The organism is Echinicola pacifica DSM 19836 (assembly GCF_000373245.1).
In the GTDB taxonomy this organism is placed as follows: domain Bacteria; phylum Bacteroidota; class Bacteroidia; order Cytophagales; family Cyclobacteriaceae; genus Echinicola; species Echinicola pacifica.
The window spans coordinates 162,441-184,549 of the sequence record NZ_KB890739.1 but is presented as its reverse complement, the minus strand read 5'-3'; the positions used below and the strand labels follow the sequence as shown (position 1 = coordinate 184,549).

The window sequence follows — 22,109 nt, the reverse complement described above, 5'->3', positions numbered from 1 at the left end:
AAACTTAGTTTTTAGCGATTTTTTGCTCTGCAATATCGGTGATACGTTGCACTTGCTCCTCAAAATCCAATAAACTTGTATCGATCTCCACCGCATCTCCCGCCTTGGTCAGCGGACTTTCAGCCCTGCTGGAATCTATGCGGTCCCTGGTGGACAGATTTTCTACTATCTTCTTCAATTCAACTAATTCACCCTTTTCCAGCAATTCCTTTTGCCTTCGCTCCGCTCGAATATGAATATCAGCAATCATGAAAACCTTCAACTCAGCATCAGGAAAAACCACCGTCCCAATATCTCTTCCATCCATCACCACCCCCTTATGCCTGCCCAATCGCCTCTGCTGTGCGACCAATTCCAGCCGCACCTCCCTGATCTTACTTATGTCACTGACCCTTTCGGAGACCTCCATAGAACGGATCTTTTTTTCTACATTCAGCCCATTCAAATAGGTCTCCTGCTTCCCCGTGTCTTCATTATGGTGAAAACTGATCTCCATGGTATCCAAGGCCTTCTGAATTTCCTTGGGATTGGTAAGAACCGTAAATTGATTTAAAAAATGTAGTGTTGCCGCCCGATACATCGCCCCAGAGTCTATATAGGTATATCCTAATCTACTGGCTACCTGACGAGCTGTAGAGCTCTTTCCACATCCGGAAAAGCCATCAATGGCAACTACAATTTTTTTCATTCCCAAAAATTACCTGTGCATTAAATGATTAACAGGTGCAAATATAAGGTTTTAAATGGATAATACAGGATTGAGAAGCCTGAATCCTACACCCTTCTGTTTCCTCTTCCCAAACCCCGAAATACTTTATTGCTTATTGGTCATTAAACCTAAATTTATATTAAATTTACCAAACCGTTTACTGACAAAATCAGCAATATCACCACAGATTTCGGCGATTTGATTGCCATTTTTCTCTATTAAATCAACCAGCAATACCACATTCGGAATGTTTTTCTTACATTTTACGGTTCATTAAGTAGTTTACTTTCTAGATTTTAGAGGAGGCATAGCCTCAAAAGAATTCTTATTATGACAGATACCTTTTTCATAGAAGGGCAATTGGTGGATATTAGGAAAAAATGCATTTATCCTGCTCGGATAAACGTCCAAAACACCAAAATCATAGCGATTACCCCCATAGAGCAGGCTCCAGACGTATATATCCTTCCGGGATTCGTCGATGCTCATGTACATATAGAATCCTCCATGCTGGTGCCATCGGAATTTGCAAAAATAGCCGTAACTCATGGCACCGTGGCCACCGTCTCTGACCCACACGAGATCGCCAATGTCTGCGGCATGGAAGGCATTGACTTTATGATCAAAAATGGCCAAACGGTCAACTTCCATTTCAACTTTGGTGCGCCATCCTGCGTGCCAGCCACCATCTTCGAAACTGCCGGCAGTCAAATATCCGTGGAGGATATTGACACTTTACTTGCCCGAAAGGAAATCGGCTACCTTGCTGAAATGATGAACTGGCCGGGTACCATCCATAGGGATCCCGATGTCATGTCAAAAATCCACCTGGCGCAAAAATATGGCAAGCCAGTGGATGGCCATGCCCCCGGACTCAGAGGAGAGCAGGCCAAGGCCTATGCCAGCGCCGGCATCAGTACAGACCATGAGTGCTTTACAGAAGCCGAAGCCCTCGATAAACTTGCTTTGGGGATGAAAATCCTCATTAGAGAAGGAAGTGCCGCCAAAAACTTCGAGGCCTTGGTCGGATTATTCGATGAATATCATGACTCCCTCATGTTTTGTTCCGATGATAAGCATCCTGACAACCTCGTGGAAGGACATATCAACCAGCTCGCCGCCCGGGCAGTCGCTGCGGGAAAGGACCTCTATCAGGTCTTGCAGGCAGCTTGCATCAACCCTGTCGATCATTATAAAATGGAAGTCGGTACCCTCCAAATTGGAGATCCCGCCGACTTTATTATTTGCTCGGATTTGACTTCCTTCATGGTCAGGGAAACCTATATTAAAGGACAAAAAGTGGCTGAAAACGGCCAATCCCTAATCAATACCACCGAGGCCAGACCTATTAATAACTTCCACGCTAATCCCAAAAACCCGGAAGATTTTAATTTGCCCTCCACCTCGGACGACATTCGGGTGATCGTGGTGGAAGACGGCCAGCTGATCACCAAATCTGCCCAAGGAAAAGGTCAATTGAGACAAGGGAATATAGAAGCCAATGTAGAAGAGGACATTCTGAAAATAGTCGTGGTAAATCGATACGCAGACGCTCCACCTGCCATCGCTTTTATCAAAGGTTTTGGGCTCAAAGAAGGCGCAATTGGGTCCTCTGTCGCTCATGACTCTCATAATATAATCGCCGTGGGCCTGGACAATGAGTCCATCTGCGAAGCCATAAACCTCATCATAGCGTCCCAAGGTGGACTGTCCGTGGTAAGCGAAGCTGCTAAGAAGGTATTACCGCTGCCTGTCGCTGGCCTAATGAGCACCGAAAGCGCAGAAATAGTAGCCAAAAAATATGAGGCACTTGATCAACTTTCTAAAAAAATGGGAACCACACTGGCCGCCCCTTTTATGTCACTCAGCTTCATGGCCTTATTGGTCATCCCATCTCTCAAACTGAGCGATAAAGGGCTATTTGATGGGGAGAATTTTAAATTTATTTCTCCTTTCACATAGGCCTAAATCCATTTTACCGAGTATTACCCTTTTGCAAGAGCCCATTCACGCCACAACTATTTTACTTTGATCAATCATATAATTAATTTTTGGAAAAAATTAAATCCTGCCATTCCAGGTCAGCAGATGGAAACCAAAATTTTCATCTCTGCGGCTTTCATTGCAGTCATTTATATGATCTCTATGACGGTCTTCAACCTGCTGTTAGGTCAGTACCTTCTCGCAGGGGTGATTTTCTTTGCCTCTGGGCTGATTTTGGGCTATTACCTCATCGCTCGTCGTCGCACGGAATTTACCACTGGCATCAATTTCCTATCCTTGATGGCCTATCCAGTCCTGGCCTTCAACTTCTACTATAACGACGGGGTGAATGGCCCCACCTTTTTTATATTCCTAATGGTGCTGAGCATTATCATATGTGTCCAAAACAAGGAAAGCTATTGGTTTTGGGGTTCTTATAATTTACTATTCTTTATCATTCTCGCTTATATCGGCATATTTCATCCTCACCAAATCCCTACAAATTATCCTGATGAGGAGATCCGCTTTATGGATATTACCATCACCTATCTTTTTTGTTTATTGTCGATTATTGGGATTATCAGTGCCTTGAAATGGAATTACCTACAGCAAAAAGAGATCAGCGAACAGAAGGGATTGGCCCTCAAAAAAGCGAATAAAGAACTCTCCAGAAGCAATCTCCAAAAGAATAAGATCATCGCATTGATATCTCATGACCTCAAGAGCCCCTTGCTTTCCATCACCAATGTCCTGGAAATAATGAACGAGGGCCAGCTAGACCCGGAGGAGGAAACCGCCGTCAAGAAGGAACTGCTAATCATGGCTTCCAATGCTCAGAAATTGACTGAGGAAATTTTGGAATGGGCCACGGTGGAACTAAAAAACGATCTTCCTCAATTCAAAATGGTCGATATTCGGAAGAAATTCCAGACGATAATGCAGACCTATTCCAGTCTGGCGCAGCAGAAAGGACTTTCATTAAACATATCATTTGAAGGCAGCACGGTAATCCCGGCAGACATTGATCGTCTGCTGCTCATCATCCGCAACCTCCTCCAAAACGCCATAAAATTCACCCCAAAAGGAGGGCAGATACAGTTTATCTTCAAAAATAATGAACAAGGAATTTTTATAATCATCACCGACAATGGCACGGGTATAGCAAAGGAAAAACTCGGTAAGTTGTTTGAAATGAATTTCAGTTCCTCTCCAGGAACAGCCGAAGAAAAAGGGACGGGGCTTGGCTTATACATTAGCAATGAAAACGCCAAGCGCATAGGCGCAAGCCTCCTTGTAGAAAGCGAACTGGATGAGGGAAGTACCTTCACCCTTAAGCTTCCTAAGCAGCCTGTATTCCATTAAAGCTCTTCTATCGTTTATTTTGACACGGTGGATTTACGTTTAGCCATGATATCTTTGAATATGGCCTCTGCGTGGACAATGGTGTTTTCAATAAAAAACTCTCGGGTGTTGAGGCCTCCACAGACTACCCCGGCTAGGTATAAACCGGCCACATTGGACTCCTGATTGGCATCAAAGCATGGCCGTTTCTTTTCATCTAAGGTCAGCTCCACTCCTAGCAAATTGAGTAGGGCAAAATTAGGGCGGTAACCGGTCATTGCCAGCACAAAATCATTGGCGAGAATCACCTCTCCTTCAGGAGTGTCTAGGACCACCTCGTTTTCTCTTATTTCGGCAATTTTACTATTGAAATACGCCTTAATAGAACCTTCTTTGATTCTATTTTCCACATCGGGAAGCACCCAGTATTTCACGGTCTGGTCCACAGTGGGCCCCATCAGGACCATGGTCACTTCTGCGCCTTTTCGCCAGGTCTCCAGCGCGACATCCACCCCGGAATTGCCTCCGCCGACTACCACAATCTTCTGTCCTATAAACGGCCAAGGTTCTTTATAATAATGGCTCACTTTAGGAAGCTCCTCTCCCGGGACACCCATTTTATTTGGAATATCATAAAATCCAGTGGACAAGACTAGCTTTTCAGCCAAATAGCTGCCTTTGGAGGAATGAATAAGAAACCTTCCATCCGCCTGCTTCTCCACATGGTTTACCTGCTCATACAAATGAATATTTAGCTGAAAGTGCTTGGCCACTCTTCTGTAATATTCCAAGGCCTCCTGCCGGGTAGGTTGTTTATTGATCGACATAAATGGCACTCCACCCATCTCTAACTTCTCCGAAGTAGAGAAAAAAGTCATATTCACCGGGTAGTTATAGAGGGAATTGACCAAAGTACCCTTTTCTAGAATCACATATTCCAAATGGTTCTTTTCTGCTTCAATTCCACAAGCCAGGCCTATCGGGCCAGCCCCTACTATTAGCACATCTATTTCTTTCATATTTAAAATAAACAGTTTTGAATGATTAGAGTTCGAAAATACTCAAAAAAATCCGCTGGCAAATGATTCTCATTCTTGTTCCTTATTGATAAATCTTCTTTCATCTCATCAAATCCCCTCCATGCTCACAACAAATGCTGCAAAAACACCATTGACACTTTAAAATAGTAATGCCAGTAAACAAATAAAGGCCAGCGAACTGGCCTTTAAGGGGGTGAAGAAACAACTCTCCTATTATTTCATTTTAGCACTTTTTTACTAAATTTCAGGTAGCTGTATAGTATTTTTTATTCCTATAAAAGAAAGCATCTCATACTCTCCATCTATGTAATCCTATACGCTCAGCCCTTAACCTTAGTTCCCTCCTTCCCCCTTTTGCGCCCCATTCCCAGGCTTTTTTAACGATCTTTAACAATCAATTACGACAAAGTTCGTAGTACTTATTGGACTTACGAAAATAATCGTATATATTTACTACGAATTAGATCGTACTAGAAAAAAATGAAAGCTAAGCCTACAGATTCCGAGTTGGAGATACTTACTATCCTATGGGAGAAAGGCCCCTCCACGGTAAGGGACATACATGAGATACTAGCCACCGCTAAGGATACCGGCTATACCACCACCCTCAAGACCATGCAAAACATGCATAATAAAGGGATTTTGGACCGGGCTGAGCAAGGAAGGGGACATTTATATACTCCTAGCTTATCAGAGAAAGAAACTCAGGGCTCCTTATTGAGCAACTTTGTGAATGCCACTTTTGGAGGCTCTGCCAAAAAGCTCATTTTGCGAGCATTGGGTGAGAGCAATCCTTCTCAGGAAGAAATTAAAGAAATCAGGAATTTACTCAACGAACTTGAAAACAAGAACGAATGAACCCATTTGAGGCAATATTTGAAGAGGTATATTTTAGCGTCATCGGCTGGACCCTGATACATTCGGTATGGCAGATTATGATTATCAGTGCTTTGGTAGCATTGGCCCTGAAATTCATTCCTCAGCGTAAAGCACAAAAGCGATATGTAGTATCTATGATAGGGCTGTTGCTCATTCTTTTTAGTGCTATTTTCACCTTTGATTACCTTGCCCGCCAAGCGTCTCAGGAAACTAAAAATCACGCACATTATATCATTGGGAAGACTAGTAAGGCGATCGCGAGCATTGCTCCAGCCTCCCCGGCCCAGGAATCGATCGATTCATCCGCTTCGGCACTGGTACAGCCTGGTATTCTTGACAAAACACTGGTTTACCTCGAAAATCATCTGGCCACGATTGTCAATCTCTGGCTATTGGGCGTGCTATTTTATTTGGTAAAACTCATCGGAAGCCTTTGGGATTTACGCAACTTCCACCTACAGCATCGCAGTACTGTGCCCGAAAATCTACGTGCTCAAGTAAAGGCCATGACCAAAGAAATGGGGATCTATAGGCCCATCAAAGTCATGAGCAGCAAACTAATCCAAGTCCCCGTCACTTATGGGATAGTAAAGCCGGTAATTCTCATCCCTGCCAGTATGCTCACAGGTATTTCTATCAGGCAGCTGGAAGCTATCATCGCCCACGAACTGGCCCATATCAAACGCTATGATTTTTTGGTAAATATCATCCAGCGACTAATGGAAATGATGTTTTTCTACCATCCCTGCTTCTGGTGGATCAGCGAGCAGTTGGAAAAAGAAAGAGAGCATGCCTGTGATGATCTTGCCGTGCAGCTTGGGTATTCTCCTCGAGAATTGGCGACTGGATTGGCCAATCTAGCGGAGTATAGCCATCAGCAGTCTCCATCCATGACCATGGCCGCAAGCGGCAATAAGAATCCACTCCTTACCCGGATTCAGAGAATAATGAACCAAAACACTTCCACCAAGGATAAATTTTCACCCTTAATTTCTGCTACTATGATACTTAGCCTTCTACTATGTGGATCTTTAGTCCTCGCTAATAATCCCTCCAAAAAAGACGCGGAATTGACCACTCAAGAGAGTGTTGCTCCTATAAAAAATTCCTCCACACACTATTATACGGTGAAGACCATCACCAACCATCAACCGTCCAACATCATTACGGTGGATACTACGATGGTGTTTATTAAGAAAGATTCCATACCCAATGAGCCTATGAAAACGACGACAGTCTATTGTAGCGAAGATCATAAAAGCAACCCCATGCCGGTGCTGGAATTAAGTCCCACACCGAAGTTCCCCAATGTCCCTCCGATGAGCGTCAGCCCACCTGCCAGCACTCTGCAGGTGCCTACCATGAATATAGCTCCTATGGATATCGCAGAGGAAAGCTTGGAAATGGCGCGTATAGGAAGTGAAATCAGCGCTTTGAGTCTTACGGATAGCCCTGAGGCCACTGAGAAGATAAAATCCCTAGAGAAGACAATGGATAAAATGCATGCCAAAATTGAGGAGAAAGCTCAGAAATATGAGCTAAATATGAAAGAATGGGAACAGCAATATGAGCTTGAATTGAAGAAATGGGAAGTAGAGATGGAACAGTGGCAAGTGCAAATGGAGGAAAGCCAAAAGGAATGGCAGGCAAAATTTGAACCACTTATGAAGGCCTTTGAGAAGGAGATGGAAGTATGGGAAGCCCAAAATGAGCCAAAAATCAAGGCGTATGAAGCCCAAATGGAGGCTTGGCAGGAGCGCCAGCAGGAAATTGAGGAAAATCGCCAACCATAACTTCAAGAAAACACAATTAGCCAATTAGTCAAAAAGCCGCTGCGAACCAATTCTGGAAGTCGAGGCGGCTTTTTTTATTATAGGTACAAAAGGGTTTTCAATTTCCCACAAAACTATTAGAGGTCCTGCAAAAGGATCTTCTTTTAATGTAGATTCGGGATTTATCTCTCCTGAGCGCTCAAATTATACAATAATTATTTTATACAGTGTCGCAGAAATTACTGAAGAAACACTACTTTATTCATCATAAACAGAGGTGACCCTGTGAATGGAATGTAGGAAATCCCAGGCTAAGGAAAATAGTAAAGGAGGAGGCTTAAGCATACTCTACTTGCTATAAAGTATATACTCATCGATTCCACAGAAATCAATCAAAGGATGGCTTTCGTTCACTCCAAACCAACAATTACTCTTTCAGAAAGGATTCCGTATTAATCACTGCCTATGAGGAAACCGGACAGTAAAAAGTTGTCATTATTTACCGCAAATAAAGAAACAGTTACTTTGGAAAAAAATCTCAAGGTACAAGGGAGAATTTATCCAGAGCGGGAAAACCTTTAAGGATAATCCGCCGCCCTGGATTTTAATTTATTTTTTTGATAATAGATAGGCTTTAAATTCCTGATAATCATTTGCCATCCGCTCCGTCTTCTTCTCACCGTCCAAGAAAGCGGCCAAGCGTTCCGGAAGCACTACTTCTTCCTGATGGACAGCTTCTACCACATCTCTGAACTTACCCGGATGAGCCGTCTCCAGAAACACTCCTAGATAGCCTGGATTGGTGGCCATAAAGTCTTTTAATCCTAAATAAGCCACGGCACCATGCGGATCCATGGTATATCCGGTTTTAGCCTTCACCTCTTGCATAGCCTCTCTAGTGGTGGCATCATCATAGAAGTACCCTCTGATCATTTCTTTGAGGGTATTAGGCTCGGGATATAGGTCCAGCAATCGATAAAAATTGCTTGGGTTTCCCACATCCATGCTATTACTGATGGTCTGCAGTGAAGGCCTTGCTCTAAAAGGAACACCTTTCAGGAAGTCCGGCACGACTTTATTTACATTGGTAGCAGCCACAAAAGTGTGAATTGGAAGTCCCATACGCTCGGCGAGCATTCCTGCTGCTATATTCCCAAAATTGCCGCTAGGCACAGAAAACACAAGCTTCTTATCGCTAGCCGGCAAGCGTGAATAGGCATAAAAATAATACAGGCACTGAGGAATCCAGCGAGCAATATTTATAGAATTGGCAGAGGTCAACAGCATTTCCTTATTAAGCTCCTGATCCAAGAAGGCTTCTTTCACCATGCTTTGGCAGTCATCGAAAACGCCATCTACCTCCAGGGCTGTGATATTCTCTCCAAGGGTGGTAAATTGCTTCTCTTGCAATTCACTGACTTTGCCCGTAGGGTAAAGAATAATTACTTCCACACCCGGCACCTTATAGAATCCATTGGCTACTGCGCTCCCTGTATCTCCAGAAGTGGCCACCAGCACTCTTACTTTTTGGTTTTCGACCAATAAGCTCATCAGCTTAGAGCAAAACCGGGCCCCAAAATCCTTAAAAGCAAGGGTAGGTCCATGAAAAAGCTCCAAGGAATACACATCCTCCTCCACCTTCACGAGGGGAGCATCAAAGCTCAAGGTATGATCGACCAAATCGATAATCTGCTCCTCCGTCAGGTCCTTGCCAAACACCGCATTGATCACCTCATAGCCAATCTCCTGAAAGGAAAGTGCAGGCAAATTCTCGATGAAGGAAGGGTGTAAAATAGGGATTTCTTCCGGCATATATAAGCCTTGATCAGGAGCCAGGCCCTTGATCACCGCTTCTTTTAGGGAGACCTTTTGGTCTTTATTATTTGTACTGTAAAATTTCATGTCAGGATTTATTTATCACATAAGTACCTTTGGTATTGACGGCAGAGACATAGATATCCACGTCAAGCCCTATTTTCTCAAACACTTTCAGGCAGGCTTCTTTGGCAGCGTAGGCCACATCCTGGGCGGGAGAAAGTATAAATGTGGTGGGGCCGGAACCAGAGATCCCTACCCCCAGCGCACCGATATCTTTGACGGCATTCTTCACCTCATCAAATCCCGGAATCAATACCGAGCGGGAAGGCTCCGCAATCACATCCTGCAAAGACCTGCTGATCAAGCCCATATCTTCCTGAAACAAACCAGCGACTAAACCAGCGATATTGCCCGATTGGATGATCGCATCTTTCAGGGAAACTTGCTGGCGCAATACACTTCGCGAATCAGCGGTATTCAGTTCAAAATGAGGGTGCACCAAGGTGCAATAAAGTCCTTTTGGCACATGAAGCTTCGTCACATCGAGAGGGTGATAACTTCTGATCAGCACAAATCCTCCCAGCAGTGACGGCGCCACATTATCAGCATGCTCCGCCCCGCAAGCCACACCTTCTGCCTTCATGGCAAATGGCAATAAATCCTTCTTTTCTAGGGGATTTCCCAGCAGAACATTTGCCGCTTCCAATGCAGCCACAGAGCTGGCAGCGCTGGATCCCATGCCACTTCCTAAAGGCAAGCCCTTAAAAAGCTCAATCTCCAGTCCTCCTTCAAAACCAATATGCTCCGCAAATGCCTTTAAGGCTACGCTACACGTGTTTTTGTCGGTTTCATAGGGAAGTCGACCTCCATCACCCTCTATCCTCACCACCCGTACTCCAGGCGTGTCGGAAAGCGACACGGTCACCTTATCCCCCATTTCTTCTACTGCAAAGCCCAAAATATCAAACCCGCAGGAGACATTGGCTACTGTCGCCGGGGCAAACGCGGTTACATTTTTCATCTTGAATAATTTCCTAACCTTATTATATCTGCAAAAACTCCCGCAGCAGTAACATCCGCTCCAGCTCCAGGGCCCCGCACAATCATCGGGAAATCATTATACCTTTCGGTAGTGAAGAGGATCATATTATCACTGCCTTTCAGCGTGAAAAAAGGATGCTCCTGGTCAAGGGAATTGAGTCCTACCTTCGCCTTACCATTTTCCAGAGTCGCCATAAAACGGAGCTTCTCACCTTTGGCTTTGGCCTCCTCCAGCAACTGGCGGAAATGACCATCATGCAGCTTCAATTTCTCGAAAAACTCCGGAACAGTCGCCGCATCAGCACAGTCTTCAGGAACCATACTCTGTATCGTCACATCCTCGAAGTGAAGATCCTGACCGGCTTCTCTTCCCAGGATCAATATCTTACGCGCCACGTCCATACCACTTAGGTCATCCCGCGGGTCTGGCTCGGTATATCCTTTCTCCTTGGCCTGAGCCACCACTTCACTGAAAGGCATGCCTTTCTCCAACTCACTAAAGATATAATTCATCGAGCCACTCAGCACCGCTTCTATACGGTGTACATGGTCCCCGCTGAGCATAAGATCCTGCAAGGTATTGATCACCGGAAGGCCGGCAGCCACATTCGTCTCATAGAAGAACCGCACCCCACGCTGGCTGGCAAGCTTCTTCAGTTGCTTATAAACCGGTAGCGGGCCAGAATTGGCCTTTTTGTTTGGAGTGACAATCCCCACTTTGGCATCCAGGATCTGCTCATATACATCAGCGACTTCCTGACTTGCTGTGCAATCCACAAATACCGAGTTGGAGAAATTCATCTTCTCCATAGTTCCTATAAACTTAGCCATGTCCATAGGCTCATCATTTTCATCTGGCGCCTCCACAGTGGCCAAGTCAAAACCATCTTCATGGAACTTCATAAATCGGGAATTGGCCATTCCATGGATCTGAATGTCCAGCAGGTTTTCGTCCTGTAGTTTTTTAAGTTGGTGATTCACCATACCGATCAGAGCTTTGCCGATAAGGCCTACACCGACTAGGAATACGTGAAGGACCTTATAATCAGAAAGGAAAAAGGCTTCATGCAGGGCATTTAGCGCTTTTTGAAGGTCTGCTTGCTTGATTACCGCTGAGATATTCAGCTCAGAGCTTCCCTGAGCAATCGCGGCTACGTTCACATTATTTCGTCCCAGGGCTTGGAACATCCTTCCACTGGCGCCAGGGTTATGCTGCATATTCTCTCCCACCACGGCGATCACGGCCATATCTGGCATGACCTGGATCTGGTCCATCTCGCCATTTTGGATTTCATATCGAAATTCCTCTTCGATGACCGTCTTGGCTTTATGAGCATCCTTGGAGGCTACAGCCACGCAGATGCTATGCTCTGAAGAAGCTTGGCTGATCAATACGATATTGATCTTGGAGCTCGCCAGCGTCCCAAAGAATCGCTGACTTACGCCAATGACTTCCACCAATCCTGGACCCTGGACATTGAGGATGGATATATTCCCCATGGAGGAGATGCCCTTAATGATTTTACCTTCTCCGCTATCCTTAGAAATAAGGGAGCCTGTATCTTCGGGCTTGAAAGTATTCTTTATATATATAGGAATCCCCATCTTCATGGCTGGCTGCATGGTAGCGGGGAATACGACTTTGGCACCGAAATGCGAAAGCTCCATGGCCTCATTATAGCTCAGCTGAGGAATGGTAAAGGCAGTATATACCAATCGAGGATCCGCAGTCATGACTCCAGACACATCGGTATAGATCTCCACCTGATTAGCTTCTAGAGCTGCCGCAAATATGGAGGCGGTATAATCGGAGCCACTTCGGCCCACAGTGGTGGTCTCGCCTTTGGTGGTGGACCCTATAAAACCAGTGATTACCTTGATGCCCGCATGCATCTCAAAGTATTTTTTCACCAATTCATTGGTCAGGGAAAAGTTTACCTTGGCATGGCCAAATCGATCATCCGTTTTCACGACATCTCTAGCATCCAGGTACACGGCATCTTTGCCACGGGCCTGAAGGCCAGCAGTCAGAATGAAATTTGATAGACGCTCCCCAAAACTGAGAACATAATCCAGAGTACGATCCGAGCATTCCTTGATCAGGTAAATGCCGTGGAAGACATCCCCAAGCTCATTGAAGCGAACTTTCACAAAAGTAAGGGCAGTGGATTGTTGCTGTACAGGCACAAGTTGCCTGGCGATATCCAAATGGCGTTTTTCTAAGTCCTGCAATAAGGTATGGTAGCTTTCCTCGCTCTGCTGCGCCAAAGTGGCACACTGTAGCAGCTGCTCTGTAACTCCTCCAAATGCAGAAAAGACTAAGGCAAATTCCTCTTTATCTGATTTTTGATCAATTATCGAGAATACCTTTTGGATATTTTCGAAATTGGCAATTGATGAACCTCCGAATTTTATAATGTTCATGAAAACAAATGATTTATTGGCTTGTTAATGGATTTTTTGAGTGGCTGTAAAAACAGTCCCTAGTCTAGGCGGCAATATAATAGATACACACGGGATTACCCCGTAATGGTGCTGGTAAAAGTGATGGTAGAAATGATGGTAAAAAAAGTGGCACAGTCCACTGCTTGCAAGTCTGCAATTGAGCTGGTGGCGATATGTATATTGACTGGGCTAATCATCATTTTTTTATTGACAGGACAATCTTAATCACAAAATTCTATTATCCCAAATTTTTGATTAACAAATCTTCAATTTACCCGCTCTTTTATTAATACTTTGACAAAAACACATCAAACAAATTACTTTTCTCCTTGGCTAAAGCGGCACAAATTACCAGTCGATCTGGCTAAGTCCAACACTTCCAATCCCCAAGCCCCACTTATGCGCTTACCTGTTGATTTTAAAGACATTAGAATCACCTCTCATCCCAAAGACCAATAAAAACCTCCTAAATTAAAAGAATTTAATACCATAAATCAGGATTTTTTTGCAGTTATTTCATTACCTTTTCACGATTAAAACATACTTATCATTTAACAGCAATTTTTCTATGAAACAGTTTAAACTTTCTACCTTACTTGTTTGCCTATTTCTAGGCTTTAGTTCTTGCAGCTCAGTATCCAGCCTTAATCCTCTGGATTTATTGACAGGGAACAACTGGATATTATCATCACTTACGGGTGGCGGATTGGACATGTTTAAAGGAGCCTTACCTTCTCTAGGTTTTTCTGACGGAGGTAAACTAAACGGATTCTCCGGTTGTAACAATTTCAGCGGTGATTTTGAATTGAGCGGTACAGGTATCGACCTTGATCCAGGAGCGATCACCAAGAAAGCGTGTGAGGGAGATGGCGAAAGCAAATTCCTAGGCGCCTTGAAAGATGTCTCTAACTTCAAAATAGCGAAGGACAAACTTACGCTTATGGATGGAGCTTCTGAATTGATGACTTTAATTCCACAAGGAAAATAATCATAGGCAAGGTCTTAGTAGAGCGCAGTGATTTTATGGCTTATTTGGCCAAAATTAATCCTATCTCCTAAGCTTTTACCTAGCATAGATTGGGCAAGCGGTGCATGTGGCGAAATCACAAACACCACTTGCCCATTTATTTTTAGCTGACCTATAGCGGCCGCTATAAATAAGAAGGCCTTATCAGTAATCACCAAGCTGCCCACCTGGACTTTTTCATGCACCGAATTAGGGTCAATTCCGCTAAGAATCTGACTTTGCTTATTATACTCCGCCAGCACATTAGTGGCCTTATCCATCTCCTGACGTACCATCTCCCGGCCGGTTTCATACTTATCTCCCGCGCTGCTTTTGGTGTCCGAAGCCGCAGACTGCTTGAGTTCCACCAGGCTGGCCTCTAGCTCCGCCTTTTTGCTATTCAGATAATCCCTAACTTCTGAGATAAGAGCCTGTTTTGTGATATTCATTCTTCCTTGGTCTAAAATGCAAATCTAACATATTAATATCCCCCTCCTAAGGCCGGTGACAATTGACCGGCTTTGGCCTGGAAAAAATCACTCTCCGTATCCTGTGGGATCCACTGAACGATAGCGTGAATGTACCCCACCTAGCCTTAGACCTAGTAGATAGGGTTCATTAAAATCTACAGCCGCCATTTGATACCTAATACAGAATTTCTTAGTCTCATGAAGACCCATTATATAAACTTGCGTTTTTTTATTGCAAATGATTACTTTTGCATCATGACTACCACCAGAGGCTTCATTGCGGCAATCGGCATATTCTTGCTTTTTATTCTATTTAAAGGCAGTATTCATAATGATCAGGCTCAAATCTTCTTTGCTTTTGGATTTGTTTTGGCGGAGCTTGCCATTATATTTTTATTAATCAAAAACCGAAAAAAATAGGCATACAAGCTCCACTAGGGAGAACCTTGCATTAATAAGCACAAAAAAAGGTGCAGATATGACCTGAATGGATCAGATTTATCTACACCTTATCGTATAAAATAAAGCAATTAGCCTTATTGTTTCTTAGAGATATCTCCGCCTGTATTGGACTTCACGTCCACATTTCCTGGGTCTCCCAGGTACCACACTTTACCTGCAGTGCCAGCAGATCCTGAGATGGAGCCGGTAACCAGGATCACGGATTCAGCAGCAGTATTGGTTTTCACCTTAGCGTCTTTTACTTCTAGTTTATCAGCCGAAATCGTCGATTTGGTATAGGCCTCTAAATTTAGCTTTTCAGCGGTTCCCTGAAGAAACATTTTACCGTTGGTAGCGCCCTCCAGATTTAGCGTGGCTACATTTACCTTTGCTTCTAGATAGCTGCTGGTTTCCACTCGTAAGTCCAGGGTTTTATTTGCCAATACATCCTTTACGAAGGCCTTAGCGCTGTTGGACACCTCTATCTTATCGATATCACCGGCATAAGTAAGGATCACTTTTACGGTATTAGTACCAAAATTGCCTTTGGCCAATTTAATTTCCAGCTGTCGGTCTTTGATTTCCGCGAGGATATTGGAGGCATCCACTCCAGAGGCTTGGATTTCTATGCTATTGGTCTCGCCTTTGACCAGATCAGCCTCAATGGCATTTGATACTGATATGGAATTAAAGACTGACAGGTCGCGAGTTTCTGTGCTAGTCTGTCCAAATACTAAAGTGCTGGACGTAAGGATAATTAATGCGAGGAGTACTTTTACTTTGTTTTTCATTTTTTCAATCTACTATACTTGACCATAAATTTTGAAGGTCGTATTTTTCAATTTTGGGTTTGCTACCGCAAAGTGCATTGCTTCGGCGATTTCGTCGGGAGTCACCCATTTCGAGAAATCCTGATCTGACATCGCTTTTCGGTTTGGCGGGGTATCAATGATGCTTGGGACAAATAGATGTGCCCTCACGCCTGTACCTTTCACCTCCGCAGAGATCATATCAGCTAGGTTGACCACCAGACTCTTACTCAAAGTGTATGCCACAGTAGCTATCCCCTCAGAAACTTGCAGGGCTGGCTTGGCTCCCACCATCAGAAATGCTCCTTTATTATTGTTTTTGAATACGGGCAGGAAAGCCTTCATCATATTATAGGTACTAAAAAAGTTCAGATGAAACATCTTCTCCAAATCCGCCTTGGTGGTGTCTTCTAAGCCTCCCAGAGTAAATCCACCTACCAAAGTAACGATAGCCTCAAGCTCAGAGCCATACTGCACTGTATATTCCTTTGCAAATGCCGCCACCTTCTCCTCATCTGTCACATCCAATTCATAAATATCATTTGCCTCCTCCAGCTCATCACCTTTCCCTGGCGCTACCGTCGCAATCACTCTAAAACCTTCTCTTTTAAATTTTTCCACTACTGCATTCCCTAGGTTACCTGCTGCTCCGGTAATAATTATATTCCTATTCATAAGTGATATATGGTTAATTTATTAATTTTAGCCTATCTAAAAAAACAATCAAAATTCTTATCTAAAATCTAGCTTGCGCCGTTAGATGGTCCAATGTCCGCTACACAAATAGTGTGCTGGGAATCTAAACGGGAAACTGCTCACTTGCCTGTTTTTTTCATAATTGATAAAAATAAGATTTTATTTGCGAAATAAATATGACAAACGATAAAACTGCTTTAAAGGACCGGGAAAAACGAAAAAGAGTCCTTTTCGTCATTAAGCTTATTAGCTTTCTGATTTTACTTTGGTTCAGCAATACTATCTCCACCTTTCTTACCCCCTATTTCCGTCATACTGACAATGTCCTCAAGGCACTGACCTTCCTTCTCAGTAGCCATATGCTGATCTCTCTTGGCAGACTGATCACGGTCCGGTTTTACCTGAGCAAAAAGGCCACTGACCCTTTTAGAAGCAACTTTGTATTGGGGATAAATCATATCTCCAGCATACTGAATGTGGCCGTATTCCTGATCTCACTCATGTTCTTGTTTGGGGTAAACCCATTGAATTTTTTCGCCAGCATCACCATTGTGGCTGCTGCGATCGCCCTACTGTCTAAGGACTATATTACCAATATGATCAATGGCCTCATCATCATGTTCTCTGACCAGCTATCCCTTGGGGATAAGGTCAGGATCGCCGACCAAACGGGGAGGATTCAAGATGTCACCCTTCTCAATCTGGTGATACTCAATGAAGAAGGAGATACCGTAATGATCCCTAACAACCTTATCCTTAGCTCCCAAATCGTCAACCACTCCCGGCAAAACAGCAAGAAGCTCACCTTTGACTTTGAACTAAATCTAGGGCCAGAAACCAATTTGGACCAGATCAAGTCCCGGCTTTATCTGGCGGTGAATGCCTTTGATCAGCATTTGATGAAGAATACTTTTACGCTCAAAACCGTAGAAATCATGGCAAACAGCCTCAAATTAAAATGTCAATTTATGCTGATCAACTCAAATAAGGCCTTGATAGAAAAAATAAACTGGGCGGTACATCAAGAAATAATCTCCATATCCCGTGAAAATAGACAAGCATAACTTCTTCGATCAGGTATATCAGGTAGTAAAACTCATCCCCAAAGGCCGAGTGAGCTCATATGGAGCTATCGCCCAGTATCTGGGCACAAAATCCGGAGCGCGGACCGTGGGCTATGCGATGAACGCCGCTCACAGCCTCCCCGATGTCCCCGCACACCGAGTAGTCAATCGATCTGGCTTACTCACCGGAAAACACCATTTCCCCACTCCCAGCGCCATGCAAGAGGCTTTAGAGGAAGAAGGAATTCTGGTCAAAAATGATAAAATACAAGATTTCGATAGCAAATTCTGGGATCCTTCCAGGGAACTCACCTGATAAAGCTTTTTTTTTGGCCGCTGGCCAATAGTATAGTATTCACTCTCCACCTGCCTGAATTCCCCCATTCGCACCGTCTCTATTGCCATGACCGATCCTGTAGGCTCGGACGGTATAGGAATCTGCTATTAAATACCGAGTACATTGGGAATTTAGCAGCCAATTCAATTCTTCACTATATTTATAATGCGCAGCCAGCCGATACCTTAGGATGCCACCTTTCATTTTTTACACTTATTAGGGAGTCTATCCAGCACCAGTCAAAATCACCAGTTCGGGTAGGCAGATTTTCATCTACCCGCATTTAAGACCAAAGCTAAGGTAAATTTATAAAGGCTAATTATGGTCGTTTTATCTAAAATTAGTCTTAAAAACGAATCTAAATCGGATGCAATTTTTCTAGCTTCCAAAACTCGCTAAGGCAATGAAGAGCTAAAGTTTAGGAATAATTACCGAAACTCAGGAAAGTCAAAGCCAAAACAGAGAGCAATCGACCTAATTTTTAGGCTCTTATGACAGAGAATAGGAGTCAATTTTTCATGATTTTTCGTCAAACAAGCATTTAATTGGCGGAAATAGGTGATATATAACTGGTATTATTCGCCTTTTTTATATGGTTTTAAACCATTTTTACCACATTTTAAGCTAGTTGCGTAGATGTGCGTAGGGTAAATTTTGAATGAAACATTGTTGTTTCGTTACATTTATAGTAATCGAAAACAGAAAAATTGTAAATATTAATTTATAGCCTAAAGAATAAAATTATGCAGACACAACATCAAATCTCAGGAAACGGTAATGAAAACATGATAGTTTCAACCAGTGATAAGGTAAGGGAAATTAAAAGCGGAATGGAAATGGAAAAACAATTGAAACAACACATTGCTGAGAACCTAAGAAAATACAGAGTACTTAGAGGCTTTACTCAGGAGTACATTGCAGAATATTTAGGCAAGAAGGATTACACTGCCTATTCAAGATATGAGCAAGGCCGATCAAATTTAAAGATGGATGATGCCATCAAGCTTGCAGCTTTATACGAAGTTCCGATTCAGGAATTAGTAAGCGGCACTCCAGCCATTAAGCAGCAGCGCATGCAGAAGGACACCTTCGGATTCAAGGATTTCTCTACTCTAATCACTTTGGACGGCTCCCCAGAAACGCTGGATAATCAATTCAGAAGATTGAAGAAGCTCAATAATATGATAGAAAAGGGGGAGATCTAGGATCCCCTCACCTTTCCATGGCTGAAGAGCCATAATCCGAGGAACATCAATGCTCCATTTAGAATAAGGATTTCGAATCCGAATCGATACCCAAAGAGCCATTGTTCAGAATTAACACTGACCAGAAAGGCTAAAAGTGGTGCTAACACGGCAATGAATGGCACCACTTTATCTTTGACTATTCTCTTGGTGAACAGCCCGAATGAATATAAACCCAATAATGGACCATAAGTATATCCTGCAATTATAAAGACGGAGTTGATTACGCTTTGATCGTTGATCCAACGGAAGAGCAATATCACCAGAAACATAAGGGCAGTAAACGCTAAATGGACTCTTTTCCGGATTTTTTGCTGTTTATCTCGAGGATATTTTCTTTCAATTTCCAAGAAATCAAAGCAAAACGAAGTGGTCAAAGCCGTAAGCGTAGAATCTGCGCTTGAATAAGCCGCGGCAATGATCCCCAACACAAACACTGTCCCTGCAAACACGCTAAAATGCTCTGTGGCAAGCATCGGGTAGAGGTCATCGGTCTTAGTGGGCAGTGTGATATTATTCACCTCACAATATTGATAGAGCAACACCCCCAACATCAAAAATAGTAGGTTTACTATCACCAAAATCACCGTAAACCAAAGCATATTTTTTTGTGCATCACCAATATTCTTGCAAGTCAGGTTTTTTTGCATCATATCCTGATCCAAACCAGTCATCACGATGGTAATAAATGCGCCAGAAGCAAACTGCTTGAAGAAATTGGTACCAGACTGCCAGTCCCAATTGAAGATTGTCGATCTGGAATCCTCAAAAACGGAGGTAAATAAGCCTTTGGCTCCTTCGATCCCCAGGTCCTGACTAACCAAAACTATCCCCGTGCCCACAGCCATCAGCATAAATAAGGTCTGCAAAGTATCCGTCCACACCACGGTCTTGATTCCTCCACGATGGGTGTATAGCCATATCAGGGAGACTGTAATCAGCACAGACACCCAAAAAGGGATTCCCCAATCATCAAATAAAATCAATTGTAATACCCCAGCAACCAAAAATACCCTGATGGAAGAGCCTAAAATTCTGGAGAGAATAAAAAAGAAGGCGCCTGTTTTATACGACCAAAAGCCAAATCGATCCTCCAAATAGGCATAAATAGACACCAGATTCAGCCTATAATATAAAGGCAATAGGACTTTGGCGATCACCAAATAGCCCAAGGTATAACCCATAACCACCTGGAAATAGTAGAAGTTACTATTTCCAACCTCTCCAGGAACAGAGATAAAGGTCACCCCAGAAAGGGAGGCGCCGATCATTCCAAAGGCCACCAGGAACCATGGAGACTGCCGATCCCCGGTAAAGAAGGTTTCCTGCGTCACTTTCCTTGAAGTAAAATAAGAAATAATGAACAACAACAGAAAATAGGATGTTATTACCAGGAGTATTAAATTTGAGTTCATAGTCTGCTATATAATAAAGGCTGCTAAATTGTTTATAATTATTAACTTTGCAAAATGAGCATGCAACCATTGGAACATACTGTTGAAGAAGAAATCGAAATCTTACTAGAGGATTTGGTGGATACGGAGGAGAATGACCTGGTGGTATTCAACGATGACATCAACACCTTTGACCATGTCACCAAGGTGCTGATCAAGGTATGCAATCATAGCCAGGAACAGGCTGAGCAGTGTACCCTAATCATTCACTATAAAGGAAAATGTGCTGTCAAAAAAGGCAGTCACAAGACACTAAAACCTTTATGCCAGTCCATTTTGGATGCGGGCATACAGGCTGCCATCGTTTAATCCCCTGACGCATTGAATTTTCCCTCTAAACTCATCGAAGAGGCGGTCAATGAAATCAGTAGATTGCCGGGAATAGGAAAAAAAACAGCGCTAAGACTGGCCTTACACCTCCTCAAGCAACCTGAGACCATTTCGGAGAACCTCACTGAAGCCATTCTTAAACTTCGGAAAGAAACCACTTACTGCAAGATTTGTCATAACATCTCTGACCAGGAAATATGCGCCATCTGCAATGGTCCTCGACGCGAGCATCAGCTGATCTGCGTAGTGGAGGACATCCCCGATGTGCTGGCCATAGAAAACACCTCACAATATACCGGTCTATATCATGTCCTCGGAGGTGTAATATCCCCTATCCAGGGGATTGGTCCTGACGAATTAAAAATAGACTCCTTATTCCAGAGAATATCCTCGCCACATAAAGACGAGCCAGTCCTTGAGGTAATTTTAGCGCTGCCCTCCACGATGGAAGGCGACACCACTTCCTTCTATATCACGCGTAAGCTAAAGGAAAAAGGAGTGAAAGTAAGTACAATTGCCAGAGGCATTCCTATCGGCGGAGAGCTAGAATTCACCGATGAAATCACTCTGGGAAGAAGCATCCTCACTAGGGTAAATTATAATATCGATTAACAAAGGTGATAATCAAGCACTTAAAAACCTTAACGATATATCCAACAGGTTTTCCTTGCTTATAAACAGCCGAACACCTATATTTGTGCCCTTATTAAAAGCTCAAAAAATGGGGGATTAGCTCAGTTGGCTAGAGCGCTACACTGGCAGTGTAGAGGTCATCGGTTCGAATCCGATATTCTCCACCATTTTGATTTAAAAGCCTTGCAGAAATGCAGGGCTTCCTTTTTTGGTAGATAGTGCGCCCCGTCAGGCGACGGGGAGGTCATCGGTTCGAATCCGATATTCTCCACCATTTTAATTTAAAAGCCTTGGATCAGTCCTAAAAGTTGGGGGATTGGGATGAAATGATTTTCTTTGTTAAAAAAAGAAAATGGACGGGAAGGAAATTTCAAGATTAGTTTTACCAGCAGGTATGCTAGATTATTTCAATATCACATCTTCAGAGTTTAAAGATGATAGCTTCTTTATTTATTTAGAGGAGTAGAACATTCATCCTGAGCATCTTCAAGGAGCTAAGCTCACCTCCAAAGGCTTCTATGATGAGGTGAGTATTCAAGATTTCCCTGTTCGTGGAAAAGCGTGTTTCCTTAAAATAAAGAGAAGGAAATGGCTTAA

At 43.4% G+C, this 22,109-nt stretch carries 21 protein-coding genes and 1 tRNA gene; 11 read left to right on the top strand and 11 right to left on the bottom strand.

Going from position 1 to position 22,109, the window contains the following annotated elements; all coding sequences use genetic code 11:
* Positions 1–4: 4 nt before the first annotated feature.
* Entirely contained in the window at positions 5–688 is a 684-nt protein-coding gene (gene cmk / locus B050_RS0105340) for a (d)CMP kinase (protein ID WP_018472861.1), read from the bottom strand.
* Positions 689–1,039: 351 nt separating this feature from the next.
* On the opposite strand from cmk, the gene ade reads away from it, so the two are divergent.
* Positions 1,040–2,671, top strand: coding sequence for an adenine deaminase (ade, locus tag B050_RS0105335; protein ID WP_018472860.1), 1,632 nt, complete (start codon positions 1,040–1,042; stop codon positions 2,669–2,671).
* Between the two features lie 126 nt (positions 2,672–2,797).
* The gene (locus B050_RS0105330) at positions 2,798–4,054 is read left to right on the top strand and encodes a sensor histidine kinase (protein ID WP_157492582.1); all 1,257 of its coding nucleotides are present in this window, start codon (positions 2,798–2,800) and stop codon (positions 4,052–4,054) included.
* A 14-nt stretch (positions 4,055–4,068) separates the two neighbouring features.
* On the opposite strand, the gene B050_RS0105325 is transcribed toward B050_RS0105330, so the two are convergent.
* Positions 4,069–5,052: a YpdA family putative bacillithiol disulfide reductase gene (locus B050_RS0105325; protein ID WP_018472858.1), complete on the bottom strand. Its 984-nt coding sequence runs from the start codon at positions 5,050–5,052 to the stop codon at positions 4,069–4,071.
* Between the two features lie 501 nt (positions 5,053–5,553).
* Here B050_RS0105325 and B050_RS0105320 point away from each other — a divergent pair.
* Both B050_RS0105320 and B050_RS0105315 read left to right on the top strand, forming a co-directional pair.
* Complete coding sequence (locus B050_RS0105320) at positions 5,554–5,931, top strand: BlaI/MecI/CopY family transcriptional regulator (protein WP_018472857.1); 378 nt, start codon at positions 5,554–5,556, stop codon at positions 5,929–5,931.
* A complete protein-coding gene (locus B050_RS0105315) occupies positions 5,928–7,745 on the top strand; it encodes a M56 family metallopeptidase (RefSeq protein WP_018472856.1) in 1,818 nt (605 codons plus the stop codon). The genes B050_RS0105320 and B050_RS0105315 overlap by 4 nt, the downstream gene beginning before the upstream one ends.
* Positions 7,746–8,333: 588 nt before the next feature.
* Here the strand turns inward: B050_RS0105315 and thrC are convergent.
* The 4 genes from thrC to B050_RS23730 form a co-directional block, all read right to left on the bottom strand.
* Positions 8,334–9,626 carry a threonine synthase gene (gene thrC, locus B050_RS0105310; RefSeq protein WP_018472855.1) on the bottom strand — a complete coding sequence of 431 codons (1,293 nt, stop codon included), beginning with the start codon at positions 9,624–9,626 and terminating at the stop codon, positions 8,334–8,336.
* Between the two features lies 1 nt (position 9,627).
* A complete protein-coding gene (locus B050_RS0105305) occupies positions 9,628–10,563 on the bottom strand; it encodes a homoserine kinase (RefSeq protein WP_018472854.1) in 936 nt (311 codons plus the stop codon).
* Positions 10,560–13,007 (bottom strand): bifunctional aspartate kinase/homoserine dehydrogenase I, encoded by a 2,448-nt coding sequence (gene thrA / locus B050_RS0105300; RefSeq protein ID WP_018472853.1) that lies wholly within the window; start codon positions 13,005–13,007, stop codon positions 10,560–10,562. Before thrA ends, B050_RS0105305 begins: the two co-directional genes overlap by 4 nt.
* 95 nt (positions 13,008–13,102) lie before the next feature.
* Positions 13,103–13,228, bottom strand: a complete 126-nt coding sequence (locus B050_RS23730) for a hypothetical protein (RefSeq protein ID WP_262485346.1) — start codon at positions 13,226–13,228, stop codon at positions 13,103–13,105.
* Positions 13,229–13,596: 368 nt separating this feature from the next.
* On the opposite strand from B050_RS23730, the gene B050_RS0105290 reads away from it, so the two are divergent.
* A complete protein-coding gene (locus tag B050_RS0105290; RefSeq protein WP_026235656.1) occupies positions 13,597–14,016 on the top strand; it encodes an META domain-containing protein in 420 nt (139 codons plus the stop codon).
* Positions 14,017–14,030: 14 nt separating this feature from the next.
* Here the strand turns inward: B050_RS0105290 and B050_RS0105285 are convergent, their stop codons facing one another.
* From B050_RS0105285 to B050_RS0105270, 3 genes are all read right to left on the bottom strand, one after another.
* Positions 14,031–14,483, bottom strand: coding sequence for a hypothetical protein (locus B050_RS0105285; protein ID WP_018472849.1), 453 nt, complete (start codon positions 14,481–14,483; stop codon positions 14,031–14,033).
* Between the two features lie 557 nt (positions 14,484–15,040).
* On the bottom strand, positions 15,041–15,736 hold the full coding sequence (locus tag B050_RS0105275; RefSeq protein ID WP_018472847.1) for a GIN domain-containing protein: 696 nt from the start codon (positions 15,734–15,736) through the stop codon (positions 15,041–15,043).
* 12 nt (positions 15,737–15,748) lie between these two features.
* Complete coding sequence (locus tag B050_RS0105270) at positions 15,749–16,429, bottom strand: SDR family NAD(P)-dependent oxidoreductase (protein WP_018472846.1); 681 nt, start codon at positions 16,427–16,429, stop codon at positions 15,749–15,751.
* A gap of 197 nt (positions 16,430–16,626) precedes the next feature.
* Between B050_RS0105270 and B050_RS0105265 the strand changes: the two genes are divergently transcribed.
* Positions 16,627–17,514: a mechanosensitive ion channel family protein gene (locus B050_RS0105265; protein WP_018472845.1), complete on the top strand. Its 888-nt coding sequence runs from the start codon at positions 16,627–16,629 to the stop codon at positions 17,512–17,514.
* Entirely contained in the window at positions 17,495–17,830 is a 336-nt protein-coding gene (locus tag B050_RS0105260) for an MGMT family protein (protein WP_018472844.1), read from the top strand. The genes B050_RS0105265 and B050_RS0105260 overlap by 20 nt, the downstream gene beginning before the upstream one ends.
* A 39-nt stretch (positions 17,831–17,869) precedes the next feature.
* Here B050_RS0105260 and B050_RS0105255 read toward each other — a convergent pair whose 3' ends face one another.
* On the bottom strand, positions 17,870–18,055 hold the full coding sequence (locus B050_RS0105255; RefSeq protein WP_018472843.1) for a hypothetical protein: 186 nt from the start codon (positions 18,053–18,055) through the stop codon (positions 17,870–17,872).
* A gap of 539 nt (positions 18,056–18,594) precedes the next feature.
* On the opposite strand from B050_RS0105255, the gene B050_RS0105250 reads away from it, so the two are divergent.
* Complete coding sequence (locus B050_RS0105250; protein WP_018472842.1) at positions 18,595–19,056, top strand: helix-turn-helix domain-containing protein; 462 nt, start codon at positions 18,595–18,597, stop codon at positions 19,054–19,056.
* Here the strand turns inward: B050_RS0105250 and B050_RS0105245 are convergent.
* The gene (locus tag B050_RS0105245) at positions 19,053–20,510 is read right to left on the bottom strand and encodes a sodium:solute symporter (RefSeq protein WP_018472841.1); all 1,458 of its coding nucleotides are present in this window, start codon (positions 20,508–20,510) and stop codon (positions 19,053–19,055) included. The genes B050_RS0105250 and B050_RS0105245 overlap by 4 nt on opposite strands.
* A gap of 54 nt (positions 20,511–20,564) precedes the next feature.
* Between B050_RS0105245 and B050_RS0105240 the strand changes: the two genes are divergently transcribed.
* From B050_RS0105240 to B050_RS0105230, 3 genes are all read left to right on the top strand, one after another.
* The gene (locus tag B050_RS0105240; RefSeq protein WP_018472840.1) at positions 20,565–20,858 is read left to right on the top strand and encodes an ATP-dependent Clp protease adaptor ClpS; all 294 of its coding nucleotides are present in this window, start codon (positions 20,565–20,567) and stop codon (positions 20,856–20,858) included.
* A gap of 12 nt (positions 20,859–20,870) precedes the next feature.
* Positions 20,871–21,491 carry a recombination mediator RecR gene (recR, locus tag B050_RS0105235; RefSeq protein WP_018472839.1) on the top strand — a complete coding sequence of 207 codons (621 nt, stop codon included), beginning with the start codon at positions 20,871–20,873 and terminating at the stop codon, positions 21,489–21,491.
* Positions 21,492–21,602: 111 nt separating this feature from the next.
* A tRNA-Ala gene (locus B050_RS0105230) sits at positions 21,603–21,679 on the top strand.
* Positions 21,680–22,109: the final 430 nt, after the last annotated feature.